This is a genomic window from Streptococcus mitis (assembly GCF_003942995.1).
In the GTDB taxonomy this organism is placed as follows: domain Bacteria; phylum Bacillota; class Bacilli; order Lactobacillales; family Streptococcaceae; genus Streptococcus; species Streptococcus mitis_CV.
In genome coordinates, this window is the sequence record NZ_RJOH01000022.1 from 1 (window position 1) to 22,655 (window position 22,655).

The following is a 22,655-nucleotide window of genomic DNA, read 5'->3' on the forward strand; positions in this document are numbered from 1 at the left end:
AAATAAGTGTTAGAATAAAGAATGTAAACGTTTACTTTAACAAAGGAGCTCATATGTTACTACAAAAAGAACTAATTCCAATGATAGAAGCTAACTTACCAAATATGGCATATGCTGAAAAAGACATTGCCAAATTCTTCTTAAAACAGCAACCTCTTAATAATTATTCATGTGAGGCATTGTGCGAAAGCCTTAATGTATCCAAAGCAACATTGACTCGATTTGCGAAAAAATGTGGTTTTAAAGGTTTTAGACAATTCATTTTCAAATACCAAGAGATGATTCGTGAGAAAGAAAAGTTAGCATTGTATACAGAGGCTACAGAAAAAGTTTTATCTGACTATGAAGAAATGTTGAGAAAAACTTACACGGTTCTTGATGAAGTTCAACTTGAGCGTATTGCTGAGATGATAGAAACTGCTGAGCGTGTATATCTTTATGGTGAAGGAAGTTCTGTTCTTGCTTTACAAGAAATGAAGATGAGATTTATGCGTCTCGGAGTCATTGGTGAAGTATTATCAGACGAGGATATGATTTTGTGGAATAGCTTATTACTTAATGAAAATTGCCTCGTCATTGGAGCATCTATTTCAGGTCAAACTGATATTGTACTAGAAGGTCTTCAAAAAGCTGCGGATAAAGGCGCTAAAACAGTTTTAATGACTACAAGAAATTTTGACGAAGAAGATTGTTTCTTTGATGAATTATTGTTATTAGCTTCGATCAATCATCTCTCGTATGGCAATCGCATATCACCTCAGTTTCCAATACTTTTAATTACAGACTGCTTATTCTCTCATTATCTGGAAAGTCCAGAGAGACAATATTATTACAATCAAACTATTATCCATAAGGAGGAATAATAAAATGAGCCAAATTTGGACTAAAGAAAAATTTATAAGTCAAGTCCATGGTGGAGTCATTGTTTCTTGTCAAGCTTTACCCGGTGAACCCCTTTATAATGAAGAATTTAGCTTGATGCCTTTTATGGCTAAAGCAGCTTTAGAGGCAGGAGCAGTGGGCATTCGCGCAAATTCTGTGCGTGATATTAAAGCAATTCAGAAAGTAGTAGATTTACCAATAATTGGAATTATCAAAAGAGATTATCCACCTCAAGAACCATATATTACTGCTACGATGAAAGAAGTAGATGAACTTGTAGAATGCGGAACAACAGTCATTGCATTTGATGCAACTTTAAGACCAAGATATGATGGCTTAGTTGTCAGTGAATTTATCAAAAAAATAAAAGAAAAATATCCTAATCAATTGTTGATGGCGGATGTAAGTAATTTTGATGAAGGTCTCTATGCATTTAAATCAGGCGTTGATTTTGTTGGTACAACATTATCAGGGTACACAAGTACAAGTGTACAATCAGATGAGCCTGATTTTGAACTAATGAAAAAATTGGCTGATTTTAATATTCCGGTAATTGCCGAAGGAAAAATTCATTATCCAGAACAATTAAAAAAAGCTTATAGTTTAGGTGTTACCAGTGTTGTCATTGGTGGAGCGATTACACGTCCAAAAGAAATTGCTCAGCGATTTATTAATGTCATCAAATAAAAAACAATATAAAGGAGAAATCTGATGAAAGATTTAACTAAATACAAAGGCGTTATTCCTGCATTTTATGCTTGCTATGATGAAAATGGTGAAATTAGCCAAGAACGTGTAAAATCTCTGGTGCAATATTTCATTGACAAAGGTGTAAAAGGTATCTATGTAAATGGTTCTTCAGGTGAATGTATTTACCAAAGTGTAGAAGATCGTAAACAAATTATTGAAGCTGTTATGGAAGTTGCCAAAGGTAAATTAACAGTTATCAACCATGTTGCATGTAATAACACGAAAGATAGTATTGAATTGGCAAAACATTCAGAAAGTGTTGGAGTCGATGCTATTGCTGCTATCCCACCTATTTACTTCAAATTGCCAGAATATTCAATCGCAGCATATTGGAATGCAATGAGTGAAGCTGCGCCAAATACAGATTTTATCATTTATAATATTCCACAATTGGCAGGGGTTGCATTGACTGGTAGTTTGTATGCAACAATGCGTCAAAATCCTCGTGTGATTGGAGTTAAAAATTCTTCTATGCCTGTACAAGATATTCAAATGTTTGTAGCTGCAGGTGGAGAAGATTACATTGTATTCAATGGTCCAGATGAACAATATCTTGGTGGTCGCTTGATGGGAGCAGAAGCTGGTATTGGTGGTACTTATGGCGTTATGCCAGATTTGTTCTTGAAATTGGAAAGTTTGATTCAAGAACGAGATTTAGATACTGCTAAAAAACTTCAATATGCTATCAATGAAGTTATCTATAAGATGGTATCAGGTAAGGCAAATATGTATGCTGTAGCAAAAGAGGTTTTGCGTCTAAATGAAAAACTTGATTTAGGTTCTGTTCGTCAACCCTTAGAAGCATTGGCAGAAGGTGACTTGGAGGTTGCAAAACAAGCAGCAGTACTTATTCAACAAGCACGAAAAGAATTTTTATAATAAATAAAATCAATATGGAGATATGTTATGAGCACAACAGGATTTACAATAATTGACTTAATTATCTTGATTGTTTATTTACTTGCGGTGTTGGTTGCGGGTATCTATTTCTCTAAAAAAGAGATGAAAGGAAAAGAGTTCTTTAAAGGAGATGGTTCGGTTCCTTGGTATGTTACTTCGGTATCCATTTTTGCCACAATGCTCAGTCCGATTTCCTTCTTGGGACTCGCTGGTAACTCTTATGCAGGTAGCTGGATTTTATGGTTTGCTCAATTAGGGATGGTTGTAGCTATTCCACTCACAATTCGTTTTATCTTACCTATCTTTGCACGGATAGACATCGATACGGCATATGATTACTTGGATAAACGTTTTAATTCTAAAGCACTTCGTATTATTTCAGCACTCTTGTTTATTATTTATCAATTGGGACGTATGTCTATCATTATGTACCTCCCATCAGCTGGTTTATCAGTATTGACAGGAATTGACATCAATATTTTGATTATTTTGATGGGTGCAATTGCAATTGTTTATTCTTATACTGGTGGTCTAAAATCTGTATTATGGACAGACTTTATTCAAGGTGTGGTTCTGATTAGTGGTGTCGTTGTAGCTTTATTTGTACTGATGGCTAATATTAAAGGTGGCTTTGGTGCAGTAGCAGAAACATTAGCAAACGGGAAATTCCTTGCTGCAAATGAAAAACTTTTCGATCCTAACTTGCTTTCAAACTCCATCTTCTTAATTGTGATGGGTTCAGGCTTTACAATCTTATCTTCCTATGCTTCATCTCAAGATTTGGTTCAACGTTTTACTACAACACAAAATATTAAGAAACTTAATAAAATGTTGTTCACAAATGGTGTCTTGTCACTTGCTACTGCAACAGTCTTTTACTTGATCGGTACAGGCTTGTACGTATTCTATCAAGTACAAAATGCAGGCAGTGCAGCTAGCAATATCCCTCAAGACCAAATCTTTATGTACTTTATTGCATACCAGTTACCAGTAGGTGTCACAGGTTTGATCTTGGCAGCGATTTATGCAGCGGCTCAATCAACTATTTCAACAGGTTTGAACTCTGTTGCAACTTCATGGACATTGGATATTCAAGATGTCATTTCTAAAAATATGTCAGACGATCGTCGTACGAAAATTGCACAATTCGTATCTCTAGCAGTAGGTTTATTCTCAATTGTTGTTTCCATTATCATGGCTCATTCAGATATTAAATCTGCATACGAATGGTTCAATAGTTTCATGGGACTTGTACTTGGTCTACTTGGTGGTGTATTCATTCTTGGTTTTGTTTCTAAAAAAGCAAATAAACAAGGTGCTTATGCAGCGCTGATTGTATCAACCATCGTTATGGTATTTATTAAATACTTCCTTCCTCCAACAGCTGTTAGCTACTGGGCATATTCATTGATTTCAATTTCTGTATCAGTAGTTTCAGGTTATATTGTATCTGTTCTTACTGAAAATAAAGTATCTGCACCTAAATATACAACGATTCATGATATTTCAGAAATTAAAGCGGATTCAAGTTGGGAAGTTCGTCACTAGTCACTAATAGAAAAGAGAAAATAATATGATTATTTCTGAACAATCTGATTTTAGACGATATGCTTCTGTCAATAAACATTTTTCAAAAGTCTGTGATTTTTTAGAAAATACAAATTTGACAGATTTAGTTGATGGAAAAATTGATATTGACGGGGAAAATGTTTTTGCAAATTGTATGACTTATCTAGCTGATGGAGTTCCAGGAGATATTTTTGAAACTCATAAGAAATATTTAGATATTCATATTGTTGTTGAAAATACAGAAAAAATGGCAGTAACTTCCCCAGTTCGTGCTCAGTCACGTGTACCTTTTAGCGAAGAGAAGGATATTGCTTTTTACGATAGCAAAGACTATCAAATTGTTGAATTGCTTCCAGGGAATATGTTGGTGACTTTTGAAGAAGATCTTCACCAACCAAAGATTCGTTGCNATGATGAAACTGTTAAAAAACTTGTTATCAAAGTTTTAAATGAGGAAAAATAAAATGAAAAAAAATATTAAACAATATGTAACCTTAGGTACTGTAGTGGTATTATCAGCATTTGTTGCTAACTCAGTTGCAGCTCAGGAGACTGAAACTTCTGAAGTATCAACACCAGAGTTGGTGCAACCTGTTGCACCAACGACTTCGATTTCGGAGGTACAACATAAATCGGGTAACTCTTCGGAAGTTACTGTACAACCTCGAACAGTTGAAACTACTGTTAAGGATCAATCTTCCACAGCGGATGCGATTTCGGGAGTACAACATAAATCGGATAATTCTTCGGAAGTTACTGTACAACCTCGAACAGTCGAAACTACTGTTAAGGAACCATCTTCTACAGCGGAAGAAACTCCTGTCTTAGAAAAAAATAATGTTACTTTAACAGGGGGCGGAGAAAATGTTACTAATGAGTTAAAGGATAAACTTACTAGCGGTGACTTTACTGTAGTGATTAAGTACAATCAGTCTAGTGAGAAAGGTTTACAAGCTTTGTTTGGAATATCTAATTCTAAACCCGGTCAACAAAATAGTTATGTAGATGTGTTCCTTAGAGATAATGGTGAATTGGGAATGGAAGCGCGTGATACTTCTTCCAATAAAAATCACTTAGTATCCAGACCTGCTTCAGTTTGGGGTAAGTACAAACAAGAGGCTGTGACTAACACTGTTGCAGTAGTAGCAGATTCAGTCAAAAAAACATATTCTTTATATGCTAATGGTACAAAAGTAGTAGAAAAGAAAGTGGATAACTTCCTAAGCATCAAGGATATTAAAGGTATTGATTACTATATGCTTGGGGGAGTGAAACGTGCAGGAAAAACGGCGTTTGGTTTTAACGGAACACTAGAAAATATCAAATTCTTTAATAGTGCATTGGATGAAGAAACTGTTAAAAAGATGACAACAAACGCTGTTACTGGACATTTAATTTATACGGCTAATGATACAACAGGTTCTAACTATTTCCGTATTCCAGTTCTGTATACTTTTAGCAATGGTCGGGTTTTTTCAAGCATTGACGCTCGTTACGGTGGAACTCATGATTTCTTGAATAAAATTAATATTGCTACAAGTTATAGTGATGATAATGGTAAGACATGGACTAAACCAAAATTAACATTGGCATTCGATGATTTTGCGCCAGTACCATTAGAATGGCCTCGTGATGTTGGTGGACGTGACTTACAAATTAGCGGTGGTGCAACCTATATTGACTCTGTTATTGTTGAAAAAAATAATAAACAAGTACTCATGTTTGCTGATGTTATGCCTGCTGGAGTAAGTTTTAGAGAAGCTACTAGAAAAGATTCAGGTTATAAACAAATTGATGGTAATTATTACCTTAAATTAAAGAAACAAGGTGATACTGATTATAATTATACTATTCGTGAGAATGGTACTGTATACGACGATCGTACCAACAGACCAACTGAATTTTCAGTAGATAAAAATTTCGGTATTAAACAAAATGGTAATTATTTGACGGTAGAGCAATATTCGGTTTCATTTGAAAATAATAAAAAGACTGAATATCGTAATGGGACTAAAGTCCATATGAATATCTTCTACAAAGATGCATTATTCAAAGTAGTGCCAACGAACTATATTGCATATATTTCTAGCAATGATCATGGCGAATCTTGGTCTGCACCAACTTTATTACCTCCTATAATGGGACTTAATCGGAATGCGCCTTATTTGGGTCCTGGACGTGGAATCATTGAAAGCTCAACCGGACGTATTCTTATTCCGTCTTACACTGGTAAAGAGTCTGCATTCATTTATAGTGACGATAATGGAGCGTCTTGGAAAGTTAAAGTTGTGCCACTTCCTTCTAGTTGGTCAGCAGAAGCACAATTTGTAGAATTGAGTCCAGGAGTAATTCAAGCATACATGCGTACAAATAATGGTAAAATTGCATATTTAACAAGTAAAGACGCAGGTACTACTTGGAGTGCGCCGGAATATTTGAAATTTGTTTCAAATCCAAGTTATGGAACACAATTATCAATCATCAATTATAGTCAATTGATTGATGGTAAAAAGGCTGTCATTTTAAGTACTCTAAACTCCACAAATGGTCGTAAACACGGACAAATTTCGATTGGTCTAATTAATGATGATAATACAATTGATTGGCGTTATCATCACGATGTTGATTATAGTAACTATGGATACTCATATTCAACATTGACAGAGTTACCAAATCATGAAATTGGATTGATGTTTGAAAAATTTGATTCATGGTCTCGTAATGAACTTCATATGAAAAATGTTGTACCATATATAACATTTAAGATTGAAGATTTGAAAAAGAATTAAATCTGAAATTTAAAAATATATAGAAAGAGGATAAAAATTATGGTAAATTACGGTATTGTTGGAGCTGGATATTTTGGAGCTGATTTGGCTCGCTCAATGAACAAAATTGAAGATGCAAAAGTAGCTGCGGTATTTGACCCAAATCATGGAGAAGAAGTTGCTCAAGAGTTGGGATCAGATGTTTGTGCAAGTTTAGATGAACTTGTAGCACGTGAAGATATTGATTGTGTGATCGTAGCTTCACCTAGCTACCTTCACCGTGAACCTGTTGTGAAAGCTGCTCAACATGGCAAACACGTATTTTGTGAAAAGCCAATTGCATTGTCTTATGAAGATTGTAAAGCCATGGTTGACGCATGTAAAGAAAATAATGTTATCTTTATGGCTGGTCACATCATGAACTTCTTTAATGGTGTACACCATGCTAAAGAATTGATTACTCAAGGTAAAATCGGTAAAGTTCTTTATTGCCATGCCGCTCGTACAGGTTGGGAAGAACAACAACCAACTGTATCATGGAAGAAACTTCGTTCTCAATCTGGAGGACATTTGTACCACCATATTCATGAATTAGATTGCATTCAGTTCATCATGGGAGGACTTCCTGAAAAAGCGACAATGGTAGGAGGCAATGTATATCATAAAGGTGAAAACTTTGGTGATGAAGATGATATGCTCATTGTAAACCTAGAATACTCTGATGATCGTTATGCTGTTTTGGAATATGGTAATGCTTTCCGTTGGGGTGAACACTACGTCTTGATTCAAGGAACTGAAGGAGCTATCAAACTTGACTTGTTCAATACTGGAGGTACTCTTCGTGTTAAAGGTGAAGGAGAATCACACTTCTTAGTACATGAAACTCAAGAGGAAGATGATGACCGTACAGCTATCTATACCGGTCGTGGTATGGATGGAGCAATTGCGTACGGTAAACCAGGAGTACGTTGCCCATTATGGTTACAAACATGTATTGATAAAGAAATGGAATATCTACATGACATCATTAAAGGTGGAGAAATTACAGAAGAATATGAAAAACTTCTCAATGGTGTAGCTGCTTTAGAATCAATCGCTACCGCTGATGCATGTACTTTATCAGTTAAAGAAGATCGAAAAGTAAGTCTTTCAGAAATCACAAATGCTTAACTATTGTAAAACAGAATAGTAAATTCTTGTCATTATATAATTTCTAAAGTTCTGTGATACAACTCATTGAATAAAGAAATAGAGATGGGACTGGGCATTATCCCAGTCCCATTTTTTATCAAAAAGTAATGAGATCAAAAATGTGGGAGTGATGAAATGAAGATTATAGGGATCGATATTGGNGGAACAACAATTAAGGCAGATTTATACGATGATTTTGGAACGAGTTTAAATCAGTTCAAAGAAATAGAAACAATTATTGACTATGATTTGGGAACGAACCAGATATTAAATCAGGTCTGTGATTTAATTGGTGAGTATATTTTAAATTATTCAATTGATGGTGTTGGGATTTCCACTGCTGGAGTTGTTAATGCTAATACAGGAGAAATCATCTATGCAGGATATACAATACCAGGGTATATCGGAGTAAACTTTACTTCCGAAATAGAAAAACGTTTTGGGTTGTCTACTTTTGTTGAAAATGATGTTAATTGTGCTGCATTAGGTGAATTGTGGAAGGGACAAGCCAAAGATAAGAAAAATGTAGTAATGGTTACTATTGGAACAGGTATAGGAGGCAGTATTATTGTCAATGGACAAATTGTTAACGGATTTAACTATACTGCTGGTGAAGTAGGCTATATTCCTGTAGGTAATTCGGATTGGCAAAGCAAAGCCTCAACAACCGCATTAATTCATTTATATCAAAAGAAGAGCTTGAAAACTAATCAAACTGGACGTACTTTCTTTACTGATTTAAGTTCTGGAGATAAAGTCGCTAAAGAAACTTTTGAAATTTTTGTAGAAAATCTAACAAAAGGTTTATTAACTATTTCTTATCTACTTAATCCAGAAATTCTCATATTAGGAGGTGGGATTCTGGCTAAAAAGGATATTTTGTTACCTGAAATTCAAAGTTCTTTAGCTAAAAATGCAATGGATAATAGGTTTTTGCCTAATAATGTTGTGGCAGCTACATTAGGAAATGAAGCTGGTCGTATAGGAGCTGTAAAAAATTTCTTAGATAGAATTTCTAATAAATAGTGTGAAAGATAAGGAGGTGTCACAATGACTAACTCTGTATTTTCGACAATGCAAGATATTGAGAATGTTGCAACCGATATTATAAAATCATATGATAATGAGATTTATACGTATAAAGCTGTCTCCCAAGAAGAATTGGAAGAACTAGAAAAAAGGTATGATGAAAAAAGTCACGAAGAATTAATTTCAATAGAAAGCAATTTAGAAATGCAACAACAGAACCTCATTGATGAGGTTAATAAAACAATCAAGGAAAATGATGCAAAGATTCAGTATATTTCATCAAGTAGGAGAGGAGAATTTGTAGAAAAAATTATTGGTAGGGTGGTAGAAAAATATGGCTATTAGTCAGATGAAAAGGATTTCTCTACTATTTACTAAGAGTAGTCTTGATGATGTTTTAAAAACTATTCAAGAACTAGAGTCAGTGCAGTTCCGTGATTTAAAGGTTCAGGATAACTGGTCAGAAGCTCTAGAAAAAGATGAGGTTGTATTTCCAACTATTCAAATTTCTCATACTTCTAATTCCAATCATGGGGTTATTGAAGGAAATGATGCCTTGACTTATTTGATGAATAAACAACAACATTTGGAAGCAACTGTAGAGAAATTACAAGAATACCTACCGAAAGAAAACACGTTTAAGTTATTACAGCATCCTCCGATAACAACCTCTTATGAAGAATTAGAAAAATTTGGTAAAGCTAATGTTGCTGAGGGTGTTCTTAAAAAAGTGAATCATCAAATAAACAGAGTTCATGAATTAGAAAGAAACATTCAAAGTAATAATGAGGAAATAGAGAGATTAATAAAGTGGGAAAAATTAGAAATTATTCCTGCGCATTTAGAACAATTTTCTTTCTGTAGAGGAAAAGTCGGAACAATTCCAAGGACTGTAGATAATCGCTTATACAATAATTTTTTAGAAAACAATATTGAAGTTCAAGAAATATTTTCTAATGATAGAGAGTACGGTGTTGTTGTTTTCTATCAGTCCAGTTGCTCTATTGATTTTGATGAATACTTATTTGAACCATTTGATTATTCTAGAAAGGAATTACCGAAGCAGCGAGTAGTAGATTTGGATCAAGAAAACATGCAGTTAATAACTGAAAAAGAGAATATTATCGCATCGTTGCAAGATTCAAAGAAAAATTTGATAGATTTACAATGGCAAATTGACTATATTTTATCTATCTATGCTCGTCAAATCTCTAAGAATAACCTTTTGAGCACTCTGCATCTAGTTGCATTAGAAGGATGGATAGAAGAAACTCGTATTTTATATTTTATAAAAGTTATGGATGAGCGTTTTGGACATTCTATTTATATTTATGAATCGGAAACATTGTCGGATAATCAAGATGAAATACCTATCAAATTAACGAATCACTCTTTAATTGAACCATTTGAATTATTGACAGAAATGTATGCTCTGCCCAAATATTATGAGAAAGATCCTACACCTGTATTAGCACCATTTTACTTTACATTTTTTGGAATGATGGTTGCTGATTTAGGCTATGGTTTACTATTGTTTTTAGGAACAATGTTAGCATTAAAAATTTTTCATCTACCTTCAGTAACTAAGAGATTTTTAAAATTCTTTAATATATTAGGGGTAGCCGTTGCAATTTGGGGTGGAATCTATGGCTCATTTTTTGGATATGAGTTGCCATTTCATCTGATATCTACAACCTCGGATGTCATGACTATATTAGTAGTGTCAGTTGTGTTTGGATTTATTACAGTATTTGTAGGTTTGTTAGCTTCAGGACTACAAAAAGTAAGAATGAAGAAATATGCAGAAGCATATAATTCAGGATTTGCGTGGTGTGTTATTCTGCTTGGCTTGTTATTTATTGCTGTCGGAATGTTGATGCCTGATATTAGACCGTTATTTGTATTAGGGAAATGGGTATCTATTCTTAATGCTGTGGGGATTTTGATTGTTTCTATTATTCAAGCCAAAAGCTTGTCAGGTATTGGATCAGGATTGTTTAATCTATATAACATTTCATCTTATATAGGTGATTTAGTTAGTTTCACTCGATTGATGGCATTAGGATTATCTGGAGCAAGTATAGCATCAGCTTTCAATTTAATTGTTGGTTTGTTTCCGGGGACATTGGCTAAACTGACAATTGGATTAGTATTATTCATTCTTTTACATGCGATCAATATTTTTCTATCGTTACTATCAGGATATGTTCATGGAGCACGTCTGATATTTGTTGAATTTTTTGGTAAGTTTTATGAGGGTGGAGGAAAACCATTTCAACCTTTGAAGGCTTCTGAGAAATATATTAAGGTTATTACAAAGAATTAATGGAGGATATATATAATGGAACATTTAGCAACTTATTTTTCAACCTATGGAGGAGCTTTCTTCGCTGCATTGGGAATTGTATTGGCGGTTGGATTAAGCGGTATGGGGTCTGCTTATGGAGTTGGTAAGGCTGGGCAATCTGCCGCAGCTTTACTGAAAGAACAGCCAGAAAAATTTGCCTCAGCTTTGATATTGCAACTACTGCCCGGAACACAAGGATTATATGGTTTTGTTATTGGAATTTTGATTTGGTTGCAATTAACTCCAGAACTTCCTTTGGAAAAAGGCGTTGCTTATTTCTTTGTAGCTCTTCCAATTGCTATTGTAGGATACTTTTCGGCTAAGCATCAAGGAAATGTAGCAGTAGCGGGAATGCAAATCTTGGCTAAAAGACCAAAAGAATTCATGAAGGGAGCAATTTTGGCTGCCATGGTAGAAACCTATGCAATTCTTGCCTTTGTCGTATCATTCATTTTGACCCTTCGTGTATAAGAAATTAATTTGCTATTCAAAGGAGGTGTCTAAATGAGCAATTTAGAAAACTTACGAGAGTCTGTTATTGAACAAGCTCATGAAAAAGGGCGTATGAAATTATTGGATTCCAAAAAGAAGATTGATGATGAATTTGAAATGCAAAAGTCGGTCATTGTAAAGAAAAAAGAAGCTGAACATGAACGAAAGTTAAAAGAATTACAACAGAAATATCAAATAATTTTTCAACAATTAAAAAATAAGGAACGCCAATCAACGTTAGTATCAAAACAGAAAATATTAAAAGAACTTTTTCAATCTGCTTTAATAGAAATGGAATCTTGGAGTGCAGATAAAGAAATGGAGTTCATCTATCGAATTCTTGAACGATATTCACAACAAGAGGTCATAGTAACTTTTGGGGAGCGGACTTTAGCTAAATTCAATTTGGAACAATTAGAGAAATTGAAATTCTCTTTTCCAAATCATTTATTTAGTGAACAGCCTATCTCAAATGAATCAGGCTTACTTATTTCAATAGGTAAAATTGATGATAACTATTTGTATAAAACATTAATTGGATCGATTTCTAAGGAAGAAAGTTCAAGTATCGCAAATCAAATTTTTATCAATTAAGGATGAAATTGGTTAATCCTTCTTAGAAATTTGGAGTATTCCAATAAAATTAGAAAGGTATTTTATGGATACTAATCTTTTTTCAAAAATAAATACGACGATTTCGGTAAAAGAAAACGATTTTATTACAGAAGAAAAATTTCAAAAAATTATACAATCCAAAGATACGGAGACATTGGCATTTATCTTAGAAGCAACTCCCTATCATTTATCGATTGACGTTTTAGAAAATCCTAGTCAGACAGAGACTTCGCTAATGACAAAATTAGTCAATGATTATAGATGGGCCTATGCTGAAAGTCCGAATGATAAAATTGTGACTTTATTTGCTTTACGATATGTTTATCATAATATCAAAGTTTTATTAAAATCTAAGGCGGCAATTAAGAAAGATTTTTCTAAATTATTAATTCCAATAGGGATTTTTGATATAGAAAGTTTAAAACATTTAGTTACTTCCTTACATTCAGATACACTTCCTGATTTTATGGTTCATGAAGTAGAATCAATTTGGAATGAGTATGAAACTTTTAATAATATTCGTGTACTTGATGTCGGAGCTGATCTAGCATATTTTAAACATCTGAAACTTTTATCTAATGAGTTAGATGAGGTGCTGTCTCAGGTTATTGTTGCAATGATTGACTTTTATAATATTATTACTGTAAAACGTGGTTTATCTCAAAATAAGAGTCATGGGGATATTTTACAATTACTTTCAGATGAAGGAAGTATTTCTGCTAAAGAATTTATATACATTGTAGAAAATCAAGAAATATTTGTGTGGTTCAATAAAATAAATCCAAGCTTAGATTCAATCTTTTCAACTTACGAATTGAAGATGCAGGACGCAACAATTTCATCTTCTGAGTTAGAATTTTTATGTGATTTACTATTGTATAAAACTTTAGATCAAGGAAGGTATAATGTAGATGGGCCGTTAGTTCTTGCTAGATATTTATTGGGATGTGAGTTTGAAGTAAAGAATCTTAGAATGATCATATCAGCTCTTCAAAATACAATTCCTTATGAATCAATAAAAGAAAGGATACGCCCGCATTATGGAAGCTAATAAGTATAAAATTGGCATAATTGGTAACCATGATATTATTTTACCCTTTAGCATGATTGGGTTTGATATATTTCCTGCCTATCAAGAACAAGAAGCTATAAATACTCTAAGAAAATTAGCTCAATCTGATTATGGTGTCATTTATATCACTGAAGACATTGCTTCAATGATATTAGATACAATTCGCCATTATGATTCTCAAGTTGTGCCTGCTATTATTTTATTACCGACTCATAAACAAGGTTTAAATTTAGGATTAAAACGTATAGAGGATAATGTAGAGAAAGCAGTAGGACACAATATTTTATAATAATGTACAAAATTGTCTGTAATATTATTCTATAATTTTTGGACTTAGTAAGGAGAATAACTTTGACTCAAGGGAAGATTATAAAAGTATCGGGACCTCTAGTTATTGCATCAGGTATGCAGGAGGCTAATATTCAAGATATTTGCCGTGTAGGTAAGCTAGGGTTAATCGGTGAAATTATTGAAATGAGAAGAGATCAGGCATCTATCCAAGTCTATGAAGAAACATCTGGTCTTGGTCCGGGAGAACCTGTTGTTACAACTGGAGAACCTCTCTCGGTTGAATTAGGGCCAGGATTGATTTCTCAAATGTTTGATGGCATACAACGCCCATTAGATCGATTTAAATTGGCTACTCATAATGATTTTCTAGTTCGTGGGGTAGAAGTTCCAAGTTTGGATAGAGATATTAAGTGGCATTTTGATTCCACTATAGCAATTGGTCAAAAAGTGAGTACGGGTGATATTCTTGGAACTGTCAAGGAAACCGAGGTAGTTAATCATAAAATTATGGTTCCTTATGGAGTATCTGGAGAAGTCGTTTCTATTGCATCTGGCGATTTTACAATTGATGAAGTTGTATATGAAATAAAAAAATTGGACGGTAGTTTCTATAAAGGAACGCTTATGCAAAAATGGCCTGTCCGCAAGGCGCGTCCTGTTTCTAAACGTTTAATTCCAGAAGAACCATTAATCACAGGTCAACGAGTTATTGATACATTCTTTCCAGTAACCAAAGGGGGAGCTGCAGCAGTTCCTGGACCGTTTGGAGCTGGAAAGACAGTTGTACAACACCAAGTAGCTAAATTTGCCAATGTTGATATTGTTATTTATGTCGGTTGTGGAGAACGTGGAAATGAAATGACGGATGTACTGAATGAGTTTCCTGAGTTGATTGACCCTAATACCGGACAATCAATTATGCAACGGACAGTTCTGATTGCTAATACTTCAAATATGCCTGTTGCTGCTCGTGAGGCTTCAATTTATACAGGAATTACCATTGCTGAGTATTTTCGTGATATGGGCTACTCTGTCGCCATTATGGCTGATTCAACTTCACGTTGGGCAGAAGCGCTACGTGAAATGTCAGGACGTCTAGAAGAAATGCCTGGTGATGAGGGTTATCCTGCTTATCTGGGAAGTCGTATCGCTGAATATTATGAAAGAGCAGGACGTTCTCAGGTTCTAGGGCTTCCAGAACGTGAAGGAACGATTACTGCTATTGGAGCTGTATCGCCACCTGGTGGAGATATTTCAGAACCAGTTACTCAAAACACTTTACGGATTGTGAAAGTTTTTTGGGGGCTTGATGCTCCGTTGGCACAGCGACGTCATTTTCCTGCAATTAACTGGCTTACATCTTATTCACTATATAAAGACAGTGTGGGCACTTATATAGATGGTAAAGAGAAGACAGATTGGAATAGTAAAATAACTCGTGCGATGAACTACTTACAACGGGAATCTAGTTTAGAGGAAATTGTTCGTCTTGTTGGAATTGACTCTCTGTCTGATAATGAACGACTAACGATGGAAATTGCTAAACAAATTCGAGAAGATTATTTGCAACAGAACGCTTTTGATTCGGTAGATACATTCACTTCGTTTGCAAAACAAGAAGCAATGCTAAGTAATATCCTAACTTTTGCTGATCAGGCAAATCATGCTTTAGAGTTGGGTTCTTACTTTACAGAGATTATGGAAGGTACCGTGGCAGTTCGAGACCGTATGGCGAGAAGTAAATATGTTTCAGAAGATAGATTAGATGAAATCAAAATTATATCAAATGAGATTACACATCAAATTCATTTGATATTAGAAACAGGAGGTCTATAAATGAGTGTTATAAAAGAATACAGAACTGCTAGTGAAGTTGTTGGGCCTCTTATGATTGTTGAACAAGTAAATAATGTGTCTTACAATGAGTTAGTTGAAATTCAACTTCATAATGGAGAAATTCGTCGTGGACAAGTTTTAGAGATCCACGAAGATAAAGCAATGGTTCAGCTTTTTGAAGGATCTACTGGAATAAATTTAGAAAAGTCTAAAATTCGTTTTGCTGGTCATGCATTAGAATTGGCTGTATCTGAGGATATGGTTGGTCGTATTTTTAATGGGATGGGAAAACCAATTGATGGTGGACCAGATTTAATTCCAGAGAAATATTTAGATATTGATGGTCAAGCTATTAATCCTGTATCTAGAGATTATCCAGATGAATTTATTCAGACAGGGATCTCCTCTATTGATCATTTGAATACTCTTGTACGTGGTCAAAAATTACCAGTATTTTCAGGTTCGGGCTTACCTCATAATGAATTAGCTGCTCAGATAGCAAGACAAGCGACTGTTTTAAATTCTGATGAAAATTTTGCGGTTGTATTTGCAGCAATGGGTATTACTTTTGAAGAAGCTGAGTTTTTTATGGAAGAACTCAGAAAAACAGGAGCGATCGATCGTTCGGTTTTATTTATGAACTTGGCAAATGATCCTGCAATTGAGCGTATTGCAACTCCCCGCATTGCTTTAACTGCTGCAGAGTATCTAGCTTTTGAAAAAGATATGCACGTTCTAGTTATCATGACGGATATGACTAACTATTGTGAAGCGTTACGTGAAGTCTCGGCAGCTCGCCGTGAAGTTCCAGGGAGACGAGGCTATCCGGGATATTTATATACAAATTTATCAACTCTATACGAAAGGGCTGGTCGCTTAGTTGGTAAAAAAGGTTCGGTGACACAGATTCCTATTTTAACAATGCCAGAAGATGACATAACACATCCAATTCCTGATTTAACTGGATACATTACTGAAGGGCAAATTATTTTGTCGCATGAGTTGTATAATCAAGGTTATCGTCCACCAATCAATGTTTTACCTTCTCTCTCTCGATTAAAAGATAAGGGATCTGGAGAAGGTAAAACTCGTGGAGATCATGCTCCAACTATGAATCAACTGTTTGCAGCCTATGCCCAAGGGAAAAAGGTTGAAGAGTTAGCAGTAGTATTAGGAGAATCGGCTTTATCTGATGTAGATAAATTGTATGTGAGGTTTACAAAGCGTTTTGAAGAAGAGTACATAAACCAAGGATTTTATAAAAATCGAAATATAGAAGATACGTTGAATCTTGGGTGGGAATTACTATCAATTCTTCCTAGAACAGAGTTAAAACGTATCAAAGATGATTTGCTTGATAAATACTTACCTTTGGTAGAAGTTTAATCCGGAAATGGAGTGATTATCTATGGTACGTTTGAATGTAAAACCAACTCGTATGGAATTGAATAACTTAAAGGAACGTTTGAAAACAGCTGAACGTGGACATAAGTTATTAAAGGATAAAAGAGATGAATTGATGAGGCGATTTATTTCTTTGATTCGTGAGAATAATCAACTTCGGAAAGAGGTAGAAAGTTATCTAATTGAAAATCTAAAATCCTTTGCAGTATCTAAATCATTAAAGAATTCTCAAATGGTGGAGGAATTATTTTCAATTCCATCGAAAGAAATTGAATTATTTGTTGAGAAAGAAAATATCATGAGTGTAACAGTTCCTAGAATGCATACGAATATTACTTCTCAAAATGAGAACAGTGAATACAGCTATTTATCTTCTAATAGTGAAATGGATGATGTATTTGCTACAATGAATAGTTTAATTGATAAATTACTAAGACTGGCAGAAGTTGAAAAAACGTGTCAGTTAATGGCTGATGAAATAGAAAAAACACGTAGACGTGTAAATGGTTTAGAATACTCGATTATTCCAAACTTGTCGGAAACTATTCATTATATAGAATTGAAACTAGAGGAGGCAGAAAGAGCCAATTTAGTTCGTATTATGAAAGTGAAGTAGATCCTTTATTTAGATTATTAATTAGATGAACAAATATCAGCTTGGATAAGGCTTTAAGCCTTTCTAAGCTTTTTTTATTGACAGTATCAGGATATCTTTCTCAAAATTTTGGTTTGTTAGATAATGAAAATGTTTCTACTAATCTAGATTTAGGATTAGTAAATCGTAAATGTAATTATATAGAAAAAGATAAGTTAAAAAAAGATGTATTAGTAAGAGTTGGTCTAACTCATATTCATCTTGAACAAAAGCATTTTGAATTGTCTGGCGGTGAAGCACAACGTGTTGCTTTAGCGAAAATCATTCTTAAAAATCCACCATTAATACTCGCGGATGAGCTGACTGCATCACTTGTTCTGATAACTTCACAAGGAATTATGAAATTATTATTAGATTTGAAAAATGAAAATCGTCTAATCATCATTGCAACTCATAATCCCGATATTTGGAATCAAGCAGATGAAGTTATAAATTTAAATCCATTATAGTTACAGTCAATGTATATCTTCTATATTTTAAAGTTATTTTATCTGAATCCGTAAAAGTAGTTCAATCTTGTACTGCTTTTTTCTTTTACGACTTACGCTGTTTGGTTTTATGAGCAAGCCCTTAAAGTGAACTAATAACAAATCATTAGAAGTCATAGTGATGAAATTTCTGTAACGGAAGTAGAGCGAATTGCTGAACCATTAAATAAGTATCTCTCGAAGTAGAGGCGTATATTTTGACTTTTAGTTTGATAGAATGGTAGTTTAAAAATGTAAATGATAGCTACTGTTCATAAAACATAGAAGGTACGTACGGTGTTTTGAGAAGAGCTAGAAATTAGCACTTACCTTATTATTCCAACAACCTCAAAAATGTGATAAAAATTTCAACTACTCTTATCTATAATAAAGCTACCTGTTCTTTGAAAATTGAATCCACTCCGTCTTGATTAGCGTGCCTGTGTAAGTAGGGACTGAGAGTATTTCCCTGTGAAGGGCGACTGGCACAAGACGTGTGTGAGAATTTTCTAACAGACACGGAGTTTATCGTTACCAGACTTAAACGATGCGACAAACTAGATAAAGGAGTTAATCATGAAGGTAGTAAACTTGTATGATTTGAAACAAATGGGAAATAAAGGTGGTTGTACCATCCAATTGATTCATCACTTTCCTTTTGGTATGGGCTTAGGACATCTCAAAAAAGACTACATTGAATTTAAACGTGTTGGTATCGTTGATGGGAAAGCAGTAGAAGTTACTCTTCGAGAACCTTATTCGAGAGATCTACTGCAGGTTGTCAAGTCGATTAAGCAACGTCAGAAATTGATAGCTTATCGTTATAAAGAAGGAAAGCTGCTATTTGTTAAGAAGGAGGCAACAGATGTCCTCTGAACAACAGGAACGAATGGCAGTTCAATATGCAGAGCGTAGTCTTTTATTTACTGTAAGAAGTCTCTTAAAGATTCTAGAATGGTCTAGACGTCAGGCTTTAGCACAGGATTCCGCCTATAAGATAGGGGTACAGAAATTAGAAGAATTGCTACAATCTCCTTATTCGATTGATACGATTAATCTGAAAAAAGATTTTTTAGACAAACCAATTGATATAGAGAAATTTAAAGCCTTTTTAGAAAAAGAAGAGATTCCTTTAGCCATCGCTTGGCAAGGGGATTCTCTGCATTTCTACACGAAAGACCGTTCGATTCTGGACAATCATTTAGACCATCTTTTAGAAAAAATGGTTAATGATCCGGAGAAATTAGCTGATTTTACCATGGATAAGTCATTAGACGATGCAATTGATGAGGCTAAATCCCAAATTACCTTTAGACAAGAAGGAGCCGTCAAACAGAAAGAGATGGTGAGATGATGTACAGTGGAAAGAAATTCCTACTATTCTCACTGTTAGGTATCTTACTAGGCTATCTTTTTCATCGTTTGACGCTTTTGTATGATTCCTATACTGGAAATACCTTAGATAAATGGACTCATCTTCTGATGGAAGGTCAAGATGAAGTTCTTCAGTCGCCATGGAATATTTCTTTTACTGGAAAATCAAGTGCTTTTTTTCTACTAGGTTTTGTGATGATGTTGCTGGTTTATCTCTATTTAGAGACTGGCAAAAAACAATACCGAGAAGGGGTAGAATACGGGAGCGCCCGTTTTGGAACTTTAAAAGAAAAGAAGCTCTTTTACTGTAAAGAATTTTCTCATGATACGATATTAGCACAGGATGTTCGTTTGACATTATTAGATAAAAAACCACCCCAATATGATAGAAATAAGAATATTGCAGTGATCGGAGGTTCAGGAAGTGGGAAGACCTTTCGCTTTGTAAAACCCAATCTAATTCAGATGAATAGTTCAAATATTGTCGTGGATCCTAAAGATCACTTGGCCGAGAAAACAGGCAAACTCTTTTTAGAACATGGCTACCAAGTAAAGGTGTTAGATTTAGTCAATTTGAAGAACTCAGATGGCTTCAATCCTTTTCGCTATATAGAGACAGAAAATGATTTGAATCGTATGCTGACGGTTTATTTCAATAACACCAAAGGCTCTGGATCCCGTAGTGATCCATTTTGGGATGAAGCTTCTATGACTTTGGTACGAGCTTTAGCCTCCTACTTGGTCGATTTCTATAATCCACCTAAAACAAGAGAACAGCTCATAGAAGAAAGTCGTTTAAGTCAAAAGGAATATCAAAACTTGTTGAAACGTCAAAAAAAAGAAGTGGAAGAGCGAAAAAAACGAGGGCGTTATCCAAGTTTTGCTGAAATCTCAAAACTCATTAAACACTTATCCAAGGGTGAAAACCAAGAAAAAAGTGTCTTAGAAATTCTATTTGAAAATTATGCTAAAAAGTATGGGACTGAAAATTTTACCATGCGAAATTGGGCAGATTTCCAAAATTATAAGGATAAGACTCTGGATTCTGTTGTTGCTGTAACCACTGCTAAATTTGCCCTCTTCAATATTCAAAGTGTCATGGATTTGACCAAAAGAGATACCCTTGATATGAAGACATGGGGCAAGGAAAAATCAATGGTTTACTTAGTTATTCCAGATAACGATAGTACCTTTCGATTTCTTTCAGCCCTCTTTTTTTCAACCGTATTTCAAACTTTAACAAGACAAGCAGATATTGATTTTAAGGGTCAATTGCCTCTTCATGTCAGAGTGTACTTAGATGAGTTCGCAAATATCGGAGAGATTCCAGATTTTGCTGAACAAACCTCAACAGTCCGTTCTCGGAATATGAGTCTCGTTCCTATTCTACAAAATATTGCCCAACTTCAAGGCCTCTATAAAGAAAAAGAAGCTTGGAAAACCATTCTTGGGAACTGTGATAGCTTAGTCTACTTAGGTGGTAATGATGAAGATACCTTTAAATTTATGAGTGGCTTACTCGGTAAACAGACTATTGATGTTCGAAATACTAGCCGTTCCTTTGGCCAGACAGGTTCAGGATCCCTTTCTCATCAAAAGATTGCTCGTGATTTAATGACACCTGATGAAGTAGGAAATATGAAACGGCATGAATGCTTGGTTCGAATTGCCAATATGCCTGTCTTTAAAAGCAAAAAATACAATTCAACCAAGCATCCAAATTGGAAGTACCTAGCCAATCAAGAAACCGACGAACGGTGGTGGAACTATCAGATCAATCCTATGAATCAAAGACAAGAAAATCATCTTGATGGCCTTAGAATTCGTGATTTAACTTTTGAATCTAGTTTAAAATAAAAATAGAAAAGAGGAAATAGATGATTACGCATTTTAAAGGTTTTGTTTATGGAGTAGACGCAAGTGCTATGTTTGCACAAGCTATGTCTTTGTTGCAGAAGGGATTGATTGCGGTTGGTGCCTTTCTCGTTGTTGTGGGGATTGTCAATCTTGCAACCAATATTAAAGATGGTGGACCAGGTGTTCGGAATGCCATTCTTGAAATTGTCGGTGGAGTTATGGTAGGGGCTGCTGGAGCCTTTGTAACTCAAATTTCAATTTAGGAGGATAAACAATGACATGAATCTTAGTTTAGTCTCACCCTTTGTTTACCTTGCATCTGAAAAAATATCAGCTGAAAATTTATTTGAAGGATTTAATGTAGATTTACAATCTACGGTAGATCTGATTAAATCTCTATCTAGCTATAATCCAACCGTTTGGACTTATATGTCTAGTATTACTAAAAGTATCATGCAGCCTCTTGGAGTTGCGATTTTATCAGTTGTTCTCATCTTAGAATTTTCGAAGATGGCAAAGAAAATTGCTAACTCAGGTGGAGCGATGACCTTTGAAGCATTGGCGCCGATGTTGATTAGTTATATTATGGTCGCAGTTGTAATTACCAACACTACCGTGATTGTAGAAGCCATCATCGGGATTGCGAGTCACGCCATTGAACAAGTGGCCTCGATTGTGNCTCACGGTGGGGCAAAATATGATACAATCTCTGGATTAAAAGGTTCAGGATTTATTGGCCGTATGATTGTGGGATTTTTTGCCCTCCTCATTTGGCTTGTTCGGATAGTAAGTGCAGCCATGGTTAATCTTTTGGTATCTATTCGATTTATTCAACTCTACCTTATGATTCCATTTGCCCCTCTTACGATTCCAACATTTTTAAGTGATGAATGGAAGTCTATTGGTATTGGCTATTTAAAAAATATTATGGTCTATGCGGTACAAGGGGTTCTTATTTTTCTGATTGTTTCTCTTGTTCCTTTGTTTGAATCCGCTGGGAAAATAGCTGTTTCAAATGGTGCAGGAGTCTTGCAATCACTTGCGATAATGTTTGGTAGTTTGGTACAAGCTATCTTACTGATTATTGCCCTCGTTGGTTCTCAACGTACGGCTCGCTCAATCTTAGGTATGTAATTAGATAAAGGCTAGGAAGTGA

Annotated in this window: 22 protein-coding genes and 1 pseudogene; all 23 read left to right on the forward strand. The window is 34.8% G+C overall.

All coding sequences use genetic code 11. The annotated features are described in order from the left end of the window. Positions 1–53: 53 nt before the first annotated feature. The 23 genes and pseudogenes from D8836_RS09670 to D8836_RS09780 all read left to right on the forward strand — a co-directional run bounded on the left by D8836_RS09670 (position 54) and on the right by D8836_RS09780 (position 22,633). A complete protein-coding gene (locus tag D8836_RS09670; RefSeq protein ID WP_024058031.1) occupies positions 54–863 on the forward strand; it encodes a MurR/RpiR family transcriptional regulator in 810 nt (269 codons plus the stop codon). Between the two features lie 4 nt (positions 864–867). Next, a complete protein-coding gene (locus D8836_RS09675; RefSeq protein WP_024058030.1) occupies positions 868–1,569 on the forward strand; it encodes an N-acetylmannosamine-6-phosphate 2-epimerase in 702 nt (233 codons plus the stop codon). Positions 1,570–1,593: 24 nt separating this feature from the next. Next, positions 1,594–2,511, forward strand: coding sequence for an N-acetylneuraminate lyase (locus D8836_RS09680; RefSeq protein ID WP_024058029.1), 918 nt, complete (start codon positions 1,594–1,596; stop codon positions 2,509–2,511). A gap of 27 nt (positions 2,512–2,538) precedes the next feature. Further along, positions 2,539–4,080 carry a sodium:solute symporter family protein gene (locus D8836_RS09685; protein WP_024058028.1) on the forward strand — a complete coding sequence of 514 codons (1,542 nt, stop codon included), beginning with the start codon at positions 2,539–2,541 and terminating at the stop codon, positions 4,078–4,080. A gap of 25 nt (positions 4,081–4,105) precedes the next feature. Beyond that, positions 4,106–4,564 carry a NanQ anomerase/TabA/YiaL family protein gene (locus D8836_RS09690; protein WP_125393868.1) on the forward strand — a complete coding sequence of 153 codons (459 nt, stop codon included), beginning with the start codon at positions 4,106–4,108 and terminating at the stop codon, positions 4,562–4,564. Between the two features lies 1 nt (position 4,565). After that, positions 4,566–6,890 carry a sialidase family protein gene (locus D8836_RS09695; RefSeq protein ID WP_125393869.1) on the forward strand — a complete coding sequence of 775 codons (2,325 nt, stop codon included), beginning with the start codon at positions 4,566–4,568 and terminating at the stop codon, positions 6,888–6,890. Between the two features lie 39 nt (positions 6,891–6,929). Further along, on the forward strand, positions 6,930–8,039 hold the full coding sequence (locus D8836_RS09700; protein WP_125393870.1) for a Gfo/Idh/MocA family protein: 1,110 nt from the start codon (positions 6,930–6,932) through the stop codon (positions 8,037–8,039). Positions 8,040–8,195: 156 nt separating this feature from the next. Beyond that, positions 8,196–9,086 (forward strand): ROK family protein, encoded by an 891-nt coding sequence (locus D8836_RS09705; RefSeq protein ID WP_101776866.1) that lies wholly within the window; start codon positions 8,196–8,198, stop codon positions 9,084–9,086. A gap of 24 nt (positions 9,087–9,110) precedes the next feature. Next, positions 9,111–9,434: a hypothetical protein gene (locus D8836_RS09710; RefSeq protein WP_125393871.1), complete on the forward strand. Its 324-nt coding sequence runs from the start codon at positions 9,111–9,113 to the stop codon at positions 9,432–9,434. Further along, a complete protein-coding gene (locus tag D8836_RS09715; protein WP_125393872.1) occupies positions 9,424–11,415 on the forward strand; it encodes a V-type ATP synthase subunit I in 1,992 nt (663 codons plus the stop codon). The genes D8836_RS09710 and D8836_RS09715 overlap by 11 nt, the downstream gene beginning before the upstream one ends. Before the next feature lie 15 nt (positions 11,416–11,430). Then, positions 11,431–11,907, forward strand: a complete 477-nt coding sequence (locus tag D8836_RS09720; RefSeq protein ID WP_000400484.1) for a V-type ATP synthase subunit K — start codon at positions 11,431–11,433, stop codon at positions 11,905–11,907. 33 nt (positions 11,908–11,940) lie between these two features. Continuing rightward, positions 11,941–12,522: a hypothetical protein gene (locus D8836_RS09725; RefSeq protein ID WP_049500018.1), complete on the forward strand. Its 582-nt coding sequence runs from the start codon at positions 11,941–11,943 to the stop codon at positions 12,520–12,522. Positions 12,523–12,586: 64 nt separating this feature from the next. Beyond that, entirely contained in the window at positions 12,587–13,594 is a 1,008-nt protein-coding gene (locus D8836_RS09730) for a V-type ATPase subunit (RefSeq protein ID WP_125393873.1), read from the forward strand. Beyond that, positions 13,584–13,904, forward strand: a complete 321-nt coding sequence (locus D8836_RS09735) for a V-type ATP synthase subunit F (RefSeq protein ID WP_061863364.1) — start codon at positions 13,584–13,586, stop codon at positions 13,902–13,904. Before D8836_RS09730 ends, D8836_RS09735 begins: the two co-directional genes overlap by 11 nt. A gap of 62 nt (positions 13,905–13,966) precedes the next feature. Further along, a complete protein-coding gene (locus D8836_RS09740; protein WP_125393874.1) occupies positions 13,967–15,742 on the forward strand; it encodes a V-type ATP synthase subunit A in 1,776 nt (591 codons plus the stop codon). Then, entirely contained in the window at positions 15,743–17,128 is a 1,386-nt protein-coding gene (locus D8836_RS09745) for a V-type ATP synthase subunit B (RefSeq protein ID WP_125393875.1), read from the forward strand. A 22-nt stretch (positions 17,129–17,150) separates the two neighbouring features. Beyond that, entirely contained in the window at positions 17,151–17,762 is a 612-nt protein-coding gene (locus tag D8836_RS09750) for a V-type ATP synthase subunit D (protein ID WP_125393876.1), read from the forward strand. Positions 17,763–17,851: 89 nt separating this feature from the next. Then, positions 17,852–18,250: pseudogene (locus tag D8836_RS09755) on the forward strand (ATP-binding cassette domain-containing protein); the annotation flags it as partial. A gap of 594 nt (positions 18,251–18,844) precedes the next feature. After that, a complete protein-coding gene (locus tag D8836_RS09760) occupies positions 18,845–19,144 on the forward strand; it encodes a hypothetical protein (protein WP_125393878.1) in 300 nt (99 codons plus the stop codon). Next, complete coding sequence (locus tag D8836_RS09765) at positions 19,134–19,622, forward strand: hypothetical protein (protein WP_000093687.1); 489 nt, start codon at positions 19,134–19,136, stop codon at positions 19,620–19,622. Before D8836_RS09760 ends, D8836_RS09765 begins: the two co-directional genes overlap by 11 nt. After that, positions 19,622–21,499, forward strand: a complete 1,878-nt coding sequence (locus D8836_RS09770) for a VirD4-like conjugal transfer protein, CD1115 family (protein ID WP_125393882.1) — start codon at positions 19,622–19,624, stop codon at positions 21,497–21,499. The genes D8836_RS09765 and D8836_RS09770 overlap by 1 nt, the downstream gene beginning before the upstream one ends. Before the next feature lie 20 nt (positions 21,500–21,519). Continuing rightward, the gene (locus tag D8836_RS09775; RefSeq protein WP_000627865.1) at positions 21,520–21,762 is read left to right on the forward strand and encodes a hypothetical protein; all 243 of its coding nucleotides are present in this window, start codon (positions 21,520–21,522) and stop codon (positions 21,760–21,762) included. Between the two features lie 16 nt (positions 21,763–21,778). Then, on the forward strand, positions 21,779–22,633 hold the full coding sequence (locus D8836_RS09780; RefSeq protein WP_125393879.1) for a VirB6/TrbL-like conjugal transfer protein, CD1112 family: 855 nt from the start codon (positions 21,779–21,781) through the stop codon (positions 22,631–22,633). The last annotated feature ends 22 nt before the right edge of the window (positions 22,634–22,655 follow it).

Bases quoted from the DNA above. Each gene is read 5' to 3' on its own strand.
- D8836_RS09745 (WP_125393875.1), top strand. From the start codon at position 15,743: ATGAGTGTTATAAAAGAATACAGAACTGCTAGTGAAGTTGTTGGGCCT.
- D8836_RS09735 (WP_061863364.1), top strand. From the start codon at position 13,584: ATGGAAGCTAATAAGTATAAAATTGGCATAATTGGTAACCATGATATT.
- D8836_RS09760 (WP_125393878.1), top strand. From the start codon at position 18,845: ATGAAGGTAGTAAACTTGTATGATTTGAAACAAATGGGAAATAAAGGT.
- D8836_RS09770 (WP_125393882.1), top strand. From the start codon at position 19,622: ATGTACAGTGGAAAGAAATTCCTACTATTCTCACTGTTAGGTATCTTA.
- D8836_RS09670 (WP_024058031.1), top strand. From the start codon at position 54: ATGTTACTACAAAAAGAACTAATTCCAATGATAGAAGCTAACTTACCA.
- D8836_RS09680 (WP_024058029.1), top strand. From the start codon at position 1,594: ATGAAAGATTTAACTAAATACAAAGGCGTTATTCCTGCATTTTATGCT.
- D8836_RS09775 (WP_000627865.1), top strand. From the start codon at position 21,520: ATGATTACGCATTTTAAAGGTTTTGTTTATGGAGTAGACGCAAGTGCT.
- D8836_RS09750 (WP_125393876.1), top strand. From the start codon at position 17,151: ATGGTACGTTTGAATGTAAAACCAACTCGTATGGAATTGAATAACTTA.
- D8836_RS09675 (WP_024058030.1), top strand. From the start codon at position 868: ATGAGCCAAATTTGGACTAAAGAAAAATTTATAAGTCAAGTCCATGGT.
- D8836_RS09765 (WP_000093687.1), top strand. From the start codon at position 19,134: ATGTCCTCTGAACAACAGGAACGAATGGCAGTTCAATATGCAGAGCGT.
- D8836_RS09715 (WP_125393872.1), top strand. From the start codon at position 9,424: ATGGCTATTAGTCAGATGAAAAGGATTTCTCTACTATTTACTAAGAGT.
- D8836_RS09720 (WP_000400484.1), top strand. From the start codon at position 11,431: ATGGAACATTTAGCAACTTATTTTTCAACCTATGGAGGAGCTTTCTTC.
- D8836_RS09730 (WP_125393873.1), top strand. From the start codon at position 12,587: ATGGATACTAATCTTTTTTCAAAAATAAATACGACGATTTCGGTAAAA.
- D8836_RS09695 (WP_125393869.1), top strand. From the start codon at position 4,566: ATGAAAAAAAATATTAAACAATATGTAACCTTAGGTACTGTAGTGGTA.
- D8836_RS09725 (WP_049500018.1), top strand. From the start codon at position 11,941: ATGAGCAATTTAGAAAACTTACGAGAGTCTGTTATTGAACAAGCTCAT.
- D8836_RS09710 (WP_125393871.1), top strand. From the start codon at position 9,111: ATGACTAACTCTGTATTTTCGACAATGCAAGATATTGAGAATGTTGCA.
- D8836_RS09700 (WP_125393870.1), top strand. From the start codon at position 6,930: ATGGTAAATTACGGTATTGTTGGAGCTGGATATTTTGGAGCTGATTTG.
- D8836_RS09685 (WP_024058028.1), top strand. From the start codon at position 2,539: ATGAGCACAACAGGATTTACAATAATTGACTTAATTATCTTGATTGTT.